Source organism: Actinoplanes sp. NPDC051343 (assembly GCF_044455125.1).
Taxonomy (GTDB): Bacteria; Actinomycetota; Actinomycetes; order Mycobacteriales; family Micromonosporaceae; genus Actinoplanes.
The window spans coordinates 474626-487917 of record NZ_JBITEL010000003.1 but is presented as its reverse complement, the minus strand read 5'-3'; the positions used below and the strand labels follow the sequence as shown (position 1 = coordinate 487917).

The window sequence follows — 13292 nt, the reverse complement described above, 5'->3', positions numbered from 1 at the left end:
ATGACCGTGACCTTCGAGCAATTCGCGGTGGCCCGGCTTCCCAGTCTCCTGCGCTACGCGGTCGTCCTCACCGGCGACCACGACCTGGCACAGGACGTCGTACAGGAGGCGCTGGCCCGGGCGCAGGTCAAATGGCGCCGGATCAGCGAGGCGGACTCCCCCGAGGCCTACGTCAGGCGGATGGTGCTCAACGAGTACCTCTCCTGGCGTCGCACCTGGGCCTTCCGCAACGTGCACACGGTCGGCGAACGGCTGGTCGACATCCACGACGCCCGCGGCGGGGTCCTCGACCACGCCGACGGGGTCGTCGAGGCGGACGAACTCTGGAGCCGGCTGGCCACGCTGGGGCGCAAGCAACGAGCGGTGCTCGTGCTGCGCTACTACGAGCAGCAGGACGACGAGGCGATCGCCGAGTTGCTCAACTGTTCGCCGGCCACGGTCCGCAGCCATGCGTCGAGGGCGATCAAGAAGCTCCGGCTCTCGGAGCAGCAGAACCGGATTCACGCCGAGGAGAAGTCGTGACCCAGCACGCAGACCAGCTGCGCGAGGCCTTCGAGTCCCACGAAAAGAACACTCCGGACCCGGGCGCCGTCTATGCCCGCGTGCAGGAGCTTTCCCGCAAATACAAGCGTCGTCGCCGGGGTGCCCAGGTGGCCGGGGGCGCCGTGCTCGGCGCCGGCCTGATCGCCGCGGGCATCAACCTGCCGGCGTTCCTGCCCGGCAACGCCCACAGCAACACCGGCCCCACCGGCATCAACGCCGCCGGCCTGCCCAATGACGTCCCGTCGGTCGCCGCTTCCTACAGCGACGCCGACCAGCAGAAGGACTGGGACGCCTACTTCAACGCCGGCTACGGCTACAACGACGCCGTCCAGCTGGCCACCCTGTGGCACAGCAAGGCCAACATCGGCAACGTCAAGTCGGAGGCCGGCCGTCGCCTGCTCGCCGGCGAGACCCTGCCGATCAAGCCGACCGGCAACCCGGACACGCCGCCGCCGTCACAGGACGACCCGCAGGTCAAGGCCGACCAGGCCGCGCTCGACGCGTTCTTCAACGCGGGTTACGTGTGGGACGACGCGGTCAAGCTGGCCAAGGCATGGCACCTCTCCGACCCGTCGGACGCCAAGGTCGTTGCCGGTAAGAAGATCGAGGCCCACCAGGCGCTGCCGTTCAAGCCCAAGCCGGCCAACGTCAAGGCCGCCAAGGAGCAGGCCGCCGAGCTGAAGTTCTGGGACGCCGGCTACACCCAGGCGGACGCGGTCAAGCTGGGCAAGATCTGGCACGTGTCGACGTACCAGGCCAAGGTCGAGGGCGGCCAGAAGCTGCTCGCCGGGGAAAGTCTCCCGATCAAGCCGTGACCGCACTGCTGCACCGGCGAACCGGATTCGAGATCGAGCTGATGGCCCCGCAGGGGCTGAGCCGGCGCACCCTCGCGGTGGAGCTGGCCGGCCGCTGCGGGGGGCGGATCCACCCGGTGTGGCATGCCGACAGCGAACCGTCCCTGGTCCCTGGCCTGGGGCGGTTCCTGCATCTCACCCAGGGGTTCGAGGTGCGGCGGGCCGACGGCTCGCCCCTCTGCACCCTGGTCGACGACATCACCCTGCTGGCCGGTCTCGATGCGCGGGCCACGCCGCCGCCCGGCTGGTGGCGCGTCCTCAGCGACGACCCGCGGCTGCTGCGCCTGCTCGAACGGCACAGCGACCCGGGCGGCACGCTTGACGCCGCGCTCGACGCGACCGCCCAGCTCTGGGGTTCGGTCGTGCACCGCATCGACGACATCTACCGGCTCGACGACCTGGGCGGGGTCACGATCGCGCTGGCCGCTCCGCAGGGCGGCGAGCGGGAACGGCCCTGCGAGATCGTCACACCGCCGCTCACCGGCGATCATGAGGCGGCCCTCGAGGAACTGCTCGGGCCGGCCCGCGAGCTCGGTTTCACCGTGCCGGCCGAGGCGGCGGTGCACCTGCACGTCGACGGCGGGCCGTTCCGCTCGGCGCACGCCCTGAGCAACCTGGTCCGCCTCTTCGCACACTGGCGCGAGCCCCTGCGTACGCTCCTGCAGACCAACCCCCGGTGCCGGCGCCTGGCCCCCTTGCCGCAGGCTCTCGTCGCGGCCGCCGACGGCGGCGCGCCGGTCGAGCAGCTGCGCAAGGCGGCCGACGAGGGCGAGCTGACGAAGTATTTCGACATCAACCTGACCCAGGTGCTGACCGACCACCCGCCGCTGCGGGACACGGTCGAGATCCGCATCCTGCCGGGCGGCATCGACGCCGGCCCGATCCTCGACCGTGCAGGCCTGATCGAGCTGCTCCTCGACCGCTGCGAGCAGCCGGCACCCTTCCCCGACCCGCCGGCCGACCCGGCCGCCGCGATCGAGGCGCTCCTCGAAGAGGCGGCAACGGCGCTGGCCGACCGCGACAACTGAACGCCGGCGGGACCGAATTCAGGCCGGGACTGAACTCCGGCCGGGACCGAACCTCGGCGGCGCTGGACTACGGCGGCACTGGACCACCGGGGCACTGGACCACCGCGGCACTGGACCACCGCGGCACTGGACCACCGCCGGCCGGTTCCGCTCAGCGCGTCGGCCTCGCGGCGCGTCGGACGGCCTTGCGTGCGACGCGTGATCGGGCGCCGCTGGAGGCAGGCGTGGAGCCGCCGGCAGGAACATGCCTTCGAGACGGCTCCACGCAACTACCGATCGTGCGGATCTACCACGAAGTTGCGGAGATCAGCCGATTACCGCGTCCGCGGACTTACCACCGGACGCCGATGGAGAGCGGCGCCGGCCCGGTCAGGATCACCGTCACCGTTCCGGAGTGAATGCCGGAGCACGTCCACGAGCGCGGCGGGTCGTTGGTCGGGAAGCTGACGCTGCACCGAGGATTGGGCGAAGTGCCGTCGGTAAGGCCCCAGAAGGCGGTGTCCGAGGTGCCGCCCGAGTCGGCGTCCACGGAGATCGTCCCACCCGGGAAGTTTCTCGCGGTGACGGTGCAGGTGCGAAGTGAACAATGGTTGCTGGCCCCTGCGGCCAATGCCGACTGCGGCAGGGCGGACACGCCGAGAGCGGCGGCCATGGTTACTACTCCGAGGCGAGCGAGAATCTTTTTTCGCACTCTGACTCCTTCGATTGCGTCCCCTGTGGAGCCACAAGCTAACACGATCAAGATCGATGGGTCAACCCATTGATAGTCACCAACGTCTGTTATATACGCCTGCAGTCTTGTCAACCGATTTAAACGCCGTTGTGAGTTCAGTAAAGGTTCATTGGAGCGGCACGGACCATTGTGTTAGTCTCGAGCGACGCCGGCCCCGGCGCGGGCTCCTACCAGGTACTTTAAGGCCCGGCGCCGCTCGCGGATGGCAGCACGCCACGCCGTCCGGCCGCGACCGGGCTCACCAGGACGACCGTGTCGATCAATGGCGTAACAATCGACCCATGACATTCCGGAAAGCGCGAATGCCCAGGCATCTCAAGCACTACGCGGCTATATGAAATGCAAGATAAGAACGCCGAATCAGCGGCGCTTAGTGAGCTCTTTGGCCTTGTACATTGCCGCATCGGCCTCACGCAGTAAATGGTCGGGATCGGAGACGCCCTCGGCCGAAACCGCGACCCCGATACTGACGCCGACCTCGACCGAGCGCCCGTCGATCTCGAACGGTTCCGCGATCGACGACGTGATCGCCTCGCAGACGATGTTCTGCCACCCGGGGCTCGCGATGCCGTCGAGCAGCACCACGAACTCGTCGCCGCCCAGCCGGGCCACCGTGTCCGACTTGCGGAGCAGACCGAGCAGCCGCCTGGCCACCTCGATCAGCAGCTGGTCGCCGGCCGCGTGCCCGAGCGAGTCGTTGACCGCCTTGAACCCGTCCAGGTCGAGCAGCAGGATCGCGAACCGGTGGCCGGGCTGGCGGGTCGCCCGCAGCTGGGCCTGGTCGAGACGGTCCTCCAGCAGCACCCGGTTGGGCAGGCCGGTCAGGTGGTCGTGGAGGGCGGCGCTGCGCAGCGACTCCTCCTTGTCCCGCAGCGAGGCCACCATCGCCTGCCGGTCGAGCGCCGCGGCGAGCAGCGCACCGGACTGGTTCATCAGCTCGCGGCCGGGCGGGGTGGTCGCCTGGATGCGGCCGACCGCGGCGAGCAGACCCCAGTCGTTGGTGCTGCTGCGCACCGGCACCACGAACACGGCGTTGCCGGCCGCACCGTCGGCCAGCTCGAACAGGCCGCTCGGCGGGAACTCGCTGATCGGCATCTCGCGGCCCGGTTCGGCCGCGGCACCGCCCTGGTAGGTGCCGACGATCTCGAGCCGGGGATCTCCGGCCGGCTCGGGGACAACCCCGAGGGGCCACATGGCGAGGACCCCGGCGACGGCCGGGGTGTCCCCCAGCCAGGCGAGCGTACGGGGTTCGTGCTCCCGGCTGCCGAGCAGCTCGATGCCCAGCTCGTGCTGGGTGTTCAGGGTCGTCTGCAGGTACTGCACCTGCGCGAACAGCCGCCGGGTCTGCTCGTCGTTGACCGCGAGCCCGCCGGTCGCGCAACCGCACGAGTCGCGCGGCAGGAAAATCGTCGGCACGTGCCGTGCTTCCGGCTCCGCACGCGACTCGCGGACCAGCTCGTACGCCGTCGCGCCGATCCGGTCGAGGGGTTGCCGCACGGACGAGAGGCTGGGCCGCAGGAACGTGGCGTCGGCGATGTCGTCGAAGCCGACCACGGCCAGCTCGCCCGGCACCGCGTAGCCGGCCGCCCGCAGCCGCTGCACCAGCCCGATCGCGTTGCGGTCGGTGCCCAGCACCACCGCGGTGGCCGGCATGCCGCCCCGGATCAGCGCGTCGGCGACCGCCTCGCCGCCGCTCTCGTGATTGTCCCCGGTTTCGAAGAGCAGCTCGGGCCGGGGCACGATGCCGTGCGCGAGCAGCCCCTCGCGGTACCCCTCGTGGCGTTCCCGCAGGTCGAAGTGGGCGAGATGACCCCCGAAGCCGATCCACTCGTGGCCGTGCCCGATCAGGTGGGCGACCGCCTCGCGCACCCCGCTGCGGTTGTCGGCCAGTACCGCCGAGCAGCCCGCGTCGGTCGCGTCGTGGCCGACGAAGACGACCGGCAGGCCGGCAGCGCGGGCGCCCCGGGCGTAGTCGGTGTGCACGGCACCGGGCAGCACGATGAGACCGGCGAGGTGGCGCCACGAAACGGGGCGCCGGAAGTCGGGCAGCCCGGCCCGGTCGGCGCTGTGCGCGCCCGGGTCGAGCGTCTGGATCGCCATGATCCGGTCGCCGCCGGCCACCGCGGCGTCATTGGCGCCGGCGATGATCGCGCCGTAGTAGTCGCCGCCGACGAACGGCGACAAGATCCCGAACGTACGGCTTTTCACGACAACGGGCACAGCGCGTGAGGTGCTACGTACATGAAGTAATGATCTCTCGAAACAACGGGATTGTGCAGCTAACATGTACGTTTCTCGCGATTGACGGCCGGTTCGGCTACGTCTGCCGGTTTTTCCCCAGGTTCCGGCCTCAGGGACAGCTCAGGGCCTTTCCCGATGGTTTCCCGGTGTCCCCGGCAGCCACTCTTGACGAGTCAGCTACTCGAGCGAGGGAGACACCCCAATGAACACCGTCCACGACGCGATGTCCCGCCAGGGCCTTGTCCGGCCGCGGGAGGGCCGCCTGCTCGGTGGCGTGTGCGCCGGCCTCGGCCGCCGGTTCGGGCTCGACCCGTGGATCGCACGTCTGCTGTTCATGCTGATCCTCTTCGTCATCCCGGGCAGCCAGATCCTGATCTACCCGGTCCTGTGGATCCTGATGCCGGCCGAGCAGCCGGAGTACGCCACGGCCTACCCGCCCGCCGTCTGACGGCACTATGGGAGCCATGACCAAGCTCCCGTACCCCGAGGGCGCCCGGGCACTGCCACCCGGCTGGACGCTTCTGCTCAGCCGGATCGCCACCCGCATTCCGACCGGGGACTTCGCCACCGGCCTCGCGCTGATCGACCGGATCGGCGCGGCGGCCAAGGCGGCAAATCACCACCCGGACCTCGACCTGCGGCCTTCCGCGGTCGGGGTCCTTCTGTCGAGCCACGACGAGGGCGGCGTGACCGAGCGGGACCTGGCCCTCCCGCGCGCCCTCGACGAGCTGGCCGGCGCCGCGCCCGTACGATCTCGGACCTGGCCGCACAGGCCGGCCTGAGCCCCTCGTCCGCCGGGGTCGTCCAGCTCGGACTCGGCCTCGACAGCCCCGACCGAACCGCCGTCGCGCCGTTCTGGGCCGCGGTCCTCGGCGCGACCGCCCACGACATCGAGGTTCGCCGCGGCCGCTTGCTCAGTTGGCCGGTACGGCCTCGGTCAGCCGCAGGGCGAGCGCCGGGCAGACGTTGACCGCCTTGCGGGCGCCGTTCTCCAGCCACGGCGGCAGCGGGGTCTGCGGGAACGCCGGGAACCCGTTCGCGTCGAGGCGGATGATCTCGGGGGCGACGGCCGAGCAGAGTCCGTGCCCGTCGCAGCGGGACCAGTCCAGCGCCAGCTTCCGGGCGCCCTGCTCCGCCGTGTACGGCAGGGGCAGGATGCCGCGGATCGGCTTGCCGCAGCCCTCGCCGTTGGCGTGTGCTTCCACCTCGGCGGTGAAAGTCTCCAGCGCGGACAGCGCGAAGCGCGCGGTGCCGTCCGGGTGGCTGCACGCGCCACGGCCCTTCACCACACCGGCCGCCTGACGGACGTTCTCCAGCGCGCTGCCGCCCAGCGACACCAGCTGGACCGCGCGGGCCAGGTCGGGCAGGCCGAGGCGGCACGGGCCGCACTGACCGGCCGACTCGCCGGCCAGGTACTGCACGACCTGGGCGACCTCGCCGAGCGGGCACGTCTTGGAGCCGATCGGGATCAGCATGCCGGCGCCGAGCGTGCCGCCGACCTTGGCGAAACCCTTACGGGAGATCGTCACGGTCTGCGCCGCCTCGGCGGTGATCCACTTGCCGTGGTAGCCGCCCACGAGCAGGCCCGGACCGATGTCGGCGCCGCACATCTCGAGCACGTCCAGCAGCGGTGTGCCGCTGGGCGCCTCGACCACGGCCGGAGCGGTCGACGAGCCGCCTACGGTCAGCATGACCGTGCCCGGCTCCTCGGGGATGCCGACCGCGTTGTACTCCCACGGGCCGAGCCGCGCCGCGATCGCCAGCTGGGAGTACGTCTCGGCGTTGGACAGCAGGGTGGGCAGGCCCATCACGCCGTTGTCGCTCGACCGCACCTTGCGGCCGGGCGGGATGTGCGCCTCGCCGTTGATGCCGCGGACCAGCGCGCCGCCCTCGCCGGAGATGAACCGGTGTGGAACGGTCACGATGCGGGTCGGGCAGGGCATCCGACGCTCGGCCAGCGCCGCGGTGATCGAACTCTGGCCGATGCCGTCGTCGGCGATGCCGATGACGATCTCCTCGGCGTCCAGCGCGGCCGCGGCCAGCGCGGCCCCGTCGAGGATCAGGTGCGGGGCGCGGGTGAGGATCGCCTTGTCCTTCCAGGACGGCGGCTCACCCTCGGTGCCGTTGACGACCACGACCGGCGGAAGCTCCTGCCGGCGGCAGGAGTCGACGACGGCACGGACCTTGCGGGCGAACGGGAAGCCCGCCCCGCCGCGACCACGCAGCTCGATCCGCTCGGCGAGCCCGATCAACTCGCCGGAGGACAGCGCCGCGAATCCGCCGTGCACCTCCTGGTGGGCCAGAAGGTCCAGGCGACCGTACTCGTCAAAGCCCGCGGTGATCCGCGGAACGCCGATCGAGGTGACCGGCGGAACTTGGGCCGTGCTCAATTCGCTTCCCCTCGCAACTGCGACCAGTAACCGTCGTCAGCCGCATCGTCGTTGCCCCGCCCGCGGCCACCGCGGCGAGCCCCCCGGCCCGCCTGACCCCGTACGGTTTCCTGCTGAGCCGCCTCGCGGCGGGCCCGGCGCGACGCCATGTCGATAAGCGTCGGGGTGTCGTCCGGCTCGAGGTAGCCCTGGTCTTCGTCGGTGAAGTCCACGAACTGGCTGCGGCTGTGCCGCCCCGAATCGGAGCGAATGGGGTCGGCGCTTTCGTCGTCGTAGGCGCCCCGGTCACGCCGGGCCCGGGGCGCGTCGACCTCATCCCTCCCGTAGCGGCCGTCGGCCGCGTAGTGGGATCCGCCGCGCTGGCGCGGGATGTCGTCGTAGTCGTCGTCGGCTCGCCGCCGCCCGCGGGGGGCGTCGTCGTACTCGAAGTCGTCGTTGGCCCGCCGGCGGCCGCGCGGCGCCTCTTCCTCGTAGCCACGACCGCGCGGGGCCTCGTCGTAGCGACTGTCGTCCATCTCGACGCGGCGCATCCGGGTCGAGGTGTCGTCCATCTCGACGCGGCGCATCCGGGTCGACGTGTCGTCCATCTCGGGGCGGCGCATCCGGGCCGAGGTGTCGTCCATCTCGGGGCGGCGCATCCGGGCCGAGGTGTCCTCGAAGTCCGGGCGGCGCATCCGGGTCTGGGTGCCGGTGAACTCGTCGTCGTCCGCAAACCGGCGGCGGCGCGGCTGGTCCTCGTAGTCGAAGTCGTCGTCGCGGGGGCGGCGCTGGCGCGGAGCCGGTGGCTCCTCCATGACCGGTGGCGGCATCGGCGGCGCGGCGGCCGGTGCCCAGTCGAGCACCGCGACCGGGCCGAGTGTCTCCGGCTCGGGGGCGCGCTCGCGGCCTCGGCCGCGCTTGGCCGGGGCGGCCGCGGTCGGGACCATCTGGCCGGCCGGGCGCATGCCGGACGCGCCGGACGTACCCATCGTCGACGAGAAGTCCTTCTTGCGGTTGAGGCTCACCGAGAGGCGTACGGCCAGGCCGATCAGCACGACCAGGATGCAGAGGATGTAGCTGACGTTGACCCAGGCCTTGGCCGGGCGGCCGGCGCCGAGTCCGTGCAGCAGCGCGATCGGCCACATCAGGTACGAGATCGCGTGGATCGAGCGCCACAGCCACGGCCGGTCCTGGCCGATGAAGCGGGCGCGGGCGATGCCGGTCCACATCACCAGGATCATGATCCAGGCGGAGATCGTGCCGAAGCCGATCAGCACCCGGTTGTACGGCGCCATGAAGGGGATGAAGGCGTCGACGACGCTGATCGGGAGCTGGGTGTCGACCACCTTGGTCCAGACGTGCACGACCAGGGAGGAGACGGCGATGAGGCCGGTGGTGCGGTGAGCCGATTGGAGCATCACCCGTTGCCGGATGGACAGGACCAATCGGTCGGTCGCGACGAGGCCCACCATGATGGTGATCGAGAGGGCCACCAGCGCGATGACGCCGAAGTAGTACTCGGCGTAGAGGAAGAAGTAGTAGTAGCCGACTCGTCCCGCCGGAAGCATCATCGACACCGCCCAGATCGCCGCGATGACGCTGACGATCAGGATGAGCACGGTCATCTTGGATACTGGGCTGGTTCCGGTAGCACCGACCTCGACTGCCACACGACTGGCGGATCGCTGGTTGTTCTTCGTCCGGGCCATTGACTCCTCGTTCTCCGCAGCGGTCACGTCCCCTTGGGCGGTGGGACGCCGGCATCCGTGGGGGATGCCCCGTGCTGATGCTCTTGGCAGGCACGCTGGAGAAAGTCGCCCCCTTCGTGCCCTCCCCCATCTACGTAGCGCGACCGGGATCGGATGAACGCCGCGCCCGTCTTTTGTCAGGTACTTTCCTCCTCCGCCGCGAAGAAGGGTGCTGAGCTGGGCAGACACCTATGAGGAGCCGCTGGCTAAGCAAAAAATAAGGCGACTCGTAGAGTGACTCGTCACGCCGGATGAACCTTTCGTCGCCCTGCGACGAACCATCCGGTAAGCATGCGGACGCAAAGCCGCAGTTGAGGAGATGAGAACCATGCCCCAGCGGTACGCCACCTGGGCCGCCGCCGCCCTCGCCGTCGTCGCCGCGACGATGACCTGGGCCGCCCCCGCCGTGGCCGATCTGCCCGGGTTTGACGTAAAGGTCACGCAAGCGCCGGACACGTTCACTGTCGGTAAGGATGCTCATACACTCAGCGCGGTCGTTTCGACCACGAGCGATCGCCTGCAGGGCCGATGCGCCAAGGTCAAGTGGGCGCTGGTCATATCTACCAAAGGGGTCAGCCTCGACCAGGTCCGGGTCAATCGGGTCGAGAACGGTCAATCCGTTCCGGTACGGGCCCGCTTCCAGGGTGAGGACGCCCGGGTGGTCGACGAGCAGCTCGACCCGGGGCAGTTGTGCCGCAACCAGAACGTCACCGCCAAGTGGACGGTGAGTTTCACCGGCCCCGACAACGGCTCGGTGAACTTCTCCACCCAGGCGCTCAGCCAGCGCGGGCAGGTGCTCGCGACCGGGAGCGCCTCGTCCCGGATCGTCACCGCGGTCGCCAACAAGCCGTCCAAGTCGGCCTCGCCCTCGGCGACCCCGACGTTCAGTCCGCAGCCGACCGAAGCCGTGGTGGCCAACCTGCCGTCGTCGGCCAACGCCGACCCGGCCGCCCTGGCGAAGAAGTCGAGCGGCTCCGGCGTACTGCTGCCCGGCCTGGGGGTCGGCGCGGTGTTCGTGTTCGCCGGCGTGGCCCTGCTGATGCGGGTGCGCTCCCGCAACCGCCGGGCGGCGGCCGGCGGGCCCGGCTGGCATCAGGAAACCCAGACGCTGCCGACCGGCTTCTACAGCATGCCCCGGCACCGGGACCGATAAGACTGTTTACTGATAGCGTCGGCCCATGCGCCGTTCATCGAGACTCGTCGCTGCCCTGCTCGGCGCGGCGAGTCTCGCCGCGTGCCAGAGCGCCGCACCGGCGACGCCGACCGCCGGACCGGAACACAACGCGGGCGACGTCGCCTTCGTCGAGGCGCTGATCCCCCACCACCGGGCCGGCATCGAACTGGCCGAGCAGGTCGCCCAGCAGCCGGACCGCCAGGTACTCGCCGACGCGATCATCAGCACCGAGCGGGACGAGATCAGCCGGATGACCGGATGGCTGACGACCTGGGGCGTGACGCTCTCCCCCGCCCCGAAAACGGCGGCCGGAAAGGACGACCCGGTCAAGGCCCTGGCCGCCCACCAGGAAGAGGCGGTCGCCCTCGCCCAGAAGGAACAGGCCCAGGGCAGCAACCGGGCCGCCCTGGCCTTCGCCAAGCAGATCATCGAGTCCCGCACGGCCGAGGCGGCCGAGCTGCGCTCATCTCAGTAGCCGGCTCGCCGGACCCAGTCGAGCACCTCCTGGGCGTGCGTGCTGGGCGGGAACACCGGGTAGAAGACGTGCTCGATGCGTCCGCCGATGACGACCAGCGTGAGGCGCCGGTAGAGCCGCTCATGCCCGTCCGCGGCGAACGTCGGCAGGCCGAGCGCCGAGCCGAGCGCGAACCCCGGATCGGACAGCATGACGAACGGCAGCCTCAGCCGCTCGACCACCTCGGCCTGGTAGGCCGGATCCTGGCTGGACAGCCCGAACACCCTCGACGCCCCGGCCTCGCGCAACTCGGCGAAGTGGTCGCGGAAATCGCACGCCTCGGTCGAGCACCCGCGGGCGCCCGGGATCTCGTCCCAGCCCCGCGGCAGGTCGACACCGGGACGGCCGGTGAGCGGGTAGAGGTAGAGGATCGTGCGCCCCTCACCCAGCCCACGCAGGTCGACGCGGCTGCCGTCGCTGGCGGACAGCGTCAGCGCGGGCAGCGCGGCCCCGGGCAGATGAGCGGCGGCGCCGTCATCCTCGGGCACCGGCAGGCCGGCGGGCAGCGTGGTGAAGTCAGTCATGACCCGATAGTGCCCGCTCGAGGGACGGCAGCACACCGTGCAGCCACCGCAGCTCGCCGGCCACGAACTCCAGCGCCCCGGCCAGCCCGGCCGCGTCGAGGGGCCAGGAGCGGATGTTCTCGGTGGTCGCCAGGGTCGCCGCGGTCAGCGCGGGCAGGATGCGGCGACGGTCGGCCAAGCCATAGGCGTCGGCGAACAGCCGCAACCGGGCGCCCTCGACGGGCACCCCGGACGCCAGCGGCACGAACGCGCGGGCGGCCGCCGCGACGTCGACGACCGGGTCGCGCGGACCGGCCGCGTCCCAGTCGATGAACGCCACCGGCAGTCCGTCGCGGTAGACGGTGTTCCAGGGGCCCAGGTCGCCGTGGCAGACGATCTCGCCGGGCCGCGGCGGATGCGGATGGAAGCGGTAGCCGACATGCTCGGGCACGAACCCGCGCGAGGCCTCGTGCAGGCGCCGAATCAGCCGCCCGGCGGCGGCCAGAGCGTCGTCGCTGCGGGCAAAGCCGGGCAGGTGCGGCGGAAGACCCGGCTCCCAGTCCGGGTCGACCCCGACCTCACCCTCCAGGAAGGTCAGCTCCTCCCGCCCGTCCCGCACGCCGAGCACCCGGGGCGCACCGTCGAACCCGGCCCTGCCGAGATGGCCCAGGTATTCGTGAACGGCCGCACTCCACGACCCGACCGGCCTGAACACGCTCCCGCCCCGCCGCGTGATGCCGGCCGTCATGCGGCCCGCGGGCAGCGGCATCTCGTCTTGCGCCACACGGGCATTGTCGCCGGTCCCGAGCCGCGGCTTCGCTAGGCGGCGAGGACGATCGCGGTGGCGTTGTCGGCGCCGCCGGCGGTGAGGGTGCGGTCGAGGAGGCGGTCCACGGCGGTGGGCGGGGTCTGCAGGGCGTCGCCGATCTGGTCGTACGTGAGCTGGTCGGCCACGCCGTCCGTACACAGTAGATAGACGTCGCCGGGCTGCAGGCTGACGTTGAGGACGTCGGGCTCGGGGGTGTCGGGGTGGCCGATGTAGCGGGTCAGGCGGTAACGGGCCGCCCGCGCCTCGGCCGACTCGTGGCCGAACCAGCCGTGCAGCAGACCCGTCCAGGCCGCGGTGTGGTCGCTGGTGAGGAGTTCGAGCAGGCCGTTGCGGAGGCGGTAGAGGCGACTGTCCCCGATCTGCACCACCCAGCCTCCTGCGCCCGCGTCCCCGACCAGGGCGGTGAGGGTACAGCCGGCGAGGCCGGGGTGGTCGCGGGCGAACTTCCGTACCGAAAGATGCAGGGAGGCGACGGCCTGCCGCAGCGCGGCAGGCGAGTGAGGCTCCGTGGCCTCGCGAACGGTCTTGACGAACTGCTCGACCGAGGTCCGGCTCGCGAAGGCGCTGCCGGCACCGTCGCCCATCCCGTCGGCGACCACCGCCAGCGGCCCCGCCACCTCGAGCCGGTAGGCATCAAAGTTCGCCGAGTACCGATTCCCAGTAACGGTCCCCGCCGCCGCAAACAGCTCCATACCCCAGCAACCTAGCCCCCACCAGTCAGCAACCCAGCGTTCGCCCGTCGGCGTTATGGCCCGG

The 13292-nt window shown here is 70.9% G+C and carries 14 protein-coding genes; 7 read left to right on the top strand and 7 right to left on the bottom strand.

What is annotated here, in order from left to right:
- From ACIA5C_RS12795 to ACIA5C_RS12785, 3 genes are read left to right on the top strand one after another with little or no spacing between them, the layout of a single operon-like run.
- On the top strand, nucleotides 1–522 hold the full coding sequence (locus tag ACIA5C_RS12795) for a SigE family RNA polymerase sigma factor (RefSeq protein WP_396053840.1): 522 nt from the start codon (nucleotides 1–3) through the stop codon (nucleotides 520–522).
- On the top strand, nucleotides 519–1358 hold the full coding sequence (locus ACIA5C_RS12790; protein ID WP_396053838.1) for a hypothetical protein: 840 nt from the start codon (nucleotides 519–521) through the stop codon (nucleotides 1356–1358). Before ACIA5C_RS12795 ends, ACIA5C_RS12790 begins: the two co-directional genes overlap by 4 nt.
- Nucleotides 1355–2425, top strand: a complete 1071-nt coding sequence (locus ACIA5C_RS12785; RefSeq protein ID WP_396053836.1) for an amidoligase family protein — start codon at nucleotides 1355–1357, stop codon at nucleotides 2423–2425. Before ACIA5C_RS12790 ends, ACIA5C_RS12785 begins: the two co-directional genes overlap by 4 nt.
- Nucleotides 2426–2756: 331 nt before the next feature.
- Here the strand turns inward: ACIA5C_RS12785 and ACIA5C_RS12780 are convergent, their stop codons facing one another.
- Both ACIA5C_RS12780 and ACIA5C_RS12775 read right to left on the bottom strand, forming a co-directional pair.
- Nucleotides 2757–3116 (bottom strand): hypothetical protein, encoded by a 360-nt coding sequence (locus ACIA5C_RS12780; protein WP_396053834.1) that lies wholly within the window; start codon nucleotides 3114–3116, stop codon nucleotides 2757–2759.
- A gap of 402 nt (nucleotides 3117–3518) precedes the next feature.
- Complete coding sequence (locus ACIA5C_RS12775) at nucleotides 3519–5342, bottom strand: diguanylate cyclase domain-containing protein (protein ID WP_396053832.1); 1824 nt, start codon at nucleotides 5340–5342, stop codon at nucleotides 3519–3521.
- Nucleotides 5343–5601: 259 nt separating this feature from the next.
- Between ACIA5C_RS12775 and ACIA5C_RS12770 the strand changes: the two genes are divergently transcribed.
- Nucleotides 5602–5847: a PspC domain-containing protein gene (locus tag ACIA5C_RS12770; protein WP_396053830.1), complete on the top strand. Its 246-nt coding sequence runs from the start codon at nucleotides 5602–5604 to the stop codon at nucleotides 5845–5847.
- A gap of 16 nt (nucleotides 5848–5863) precedes the next feature.
- Entirely contained in the window at nucleotides 5864–6181 is a 318-nt protein-coding gene (locus ACIA5C_RS12765; RefSeq protein ID WP_396053828.1) for a 4a-hydroxytetrahydrobiopterin dehydratase, read from the top strand.
- Between the two features lie 132 nt (nucleotides 6182–6313).
- Here the strand turns inward: ACIA5C_RS12765 and ACIA5C_RS12760 are convergent, their stop codons facing one another.
- Entirely contained in the window at nucleotides 6314–7789 is a 1476-nt protein-coding gene (locus tag ACIA5C_RS12760; protein ID WP_396053826.1) for an NADH-ubiquinone oxidoreductase-F iron-sulfur binding region domain-containing protein, read from the bottom strand.
- On the bottom strand, nucleotides 7786–9393 hold the full coding sequence (locus ACIA5C_RS12755) for a translation initiation factor III (protein ID WP_396053824.1): 1608 nt from the start codon (nucleotides 9391–9393) through the stop codon (nucleotides 7786–7788). The genes ACIA5C_RS12760 and ACIA5C_RS12755 overlap by 4 nt, the downstream gene beginning before the upstream one ends.
- 442 nt (nucleotides 9394–9835) lie before the next feature.
- Between ACIA5C_RS12755 and ACIA5C_RS12750 the strand changes: the two genes are divergently transcribed.
- Both ACIA5C_RS12750 and ACIA5C_RS12745 read left to right on the top strand, forming a co-directional pair.
- Complete coding sequence (locus ACIA5C_RS12750; RefSeq protein ID WP_396053822.1) at nucleotides 9836–10669, top strand: hypothetical protein; 834 nt, start codon at nucleotides 9836–9838, stop codon at nucleotides 10667–10669.
- 25 nt (nucleotides 10670–10694) lie between these two features.
- A complete protein-coding gene (locus ACIA5C_RS12745) occupies nucleotides 10695–11165 on the top strand; it encodes a DUF305 domain-containing protein (protein ID WP_396053820.1) in 471 nt (156 codons plus the stop codon).
- Here ACIA5C_RS12745 and ACIA5C_RS12740 read toward each other — a convergent pair.
- The 3 genes from ACIA5C_RS12740 to ACIA5C_RS12730 are packed head-to-tail and all read right to left on the bottom strand — an operon-like array spanning nucleotide 11159 to nucleotide 13153.
- Nucleotides 11159–11728: a peroxiredoxin gene (locus ACIA5C_RS12740; protein WP_396053818.1), complete on the bottom strand. Its 570-nt coding sequence runs from the start codon at nucleotides 11726–11728 to the stop codon at nucleotides 11159–11161. The genes ACIA5C_RS12745 and ACIA5C_RS12740 overlap by 7 nt on opposite strands.
- The gene (locus ACIA5C_RS12735; protein ID WP_396053816.1) at nucleotides 11721–12491 is read right to left on the bottom strand and encodes a phosphotransferase; all 771 of its coding nucleotides are present in this window, start codon (nucleotides 12489–12491) and stop codon (nucleotides 11721–11723) included. The genes ACIA5C_RS12740 and ACIA5C_RS12735 overlap by 8 nt, the downstream gene beginning before the upstream one ends.
- A 35-nt stretch (nucleotides 12492–12526) precedes the next feature.
- Entirely contained in the window at nucleotides 12527–13153 is a 627-nt protein-coding gene (locus ACIA5C_RS12730; protein ID WP_396053814.1) for a PP2C family protein-serine/threonine phosphatase, read from the bottom strand.
- Nucleotides 13154–13292 lie beyond the last annotated feature (139 nt).

Coding starts and splice junctions, on each gene's coding strand:
- ACIA5C_RS12795 (WP_396053840.1), top strand. CDS start 1: ATGACCGTGACCTTCGAGCAATTCGCGGTGGCCCGGCTTCCCAGTCTC.
- ACIA5C_RS12765 (WP_396053828.1), top strand. CDS start 5,864: ATGACCAAGCTCCCGTACCCCGAGGGCGCCCGGGCACTGCCACCCGGC.
- ACIA5C_RS12745 (WP_396053820.1), top strand. CDS start 10,695: ATGCGCCGTTCATCGAGACTCGTCGCTGCCCTGCTCGGCGCGGCGAGT.
- ACIA5C_RS12740 (WP_396053818.1), bottom strand. CDS start 11,728: ATGACTGACTTCACCACGCTGCCCGCCGGCCTGCCGGTGCCCGAGGAT.
- ACIA5C_RS12750 (WP_396053822.1), top strand. CDS start 9,836: ATGAGAACCATGCCCCAGCGGTACGCCACCTGGGCCGCCGCCGCCCTC.
- ACIA5C_RS12755 (WP_396053824.1), bottom strand. CDS start 9,393: ATGACCGTGCTCATCCTGATCGTCAGCGTCATCGCGGCGATCTGGGCG.
- ACIA5C_RS12770 (WP_396053830.1), top strand. CDS start 5,602: ATGAACACCGTCCACGACGCGATGTCCCGCCAGGGCCTTGTCCGGCCG.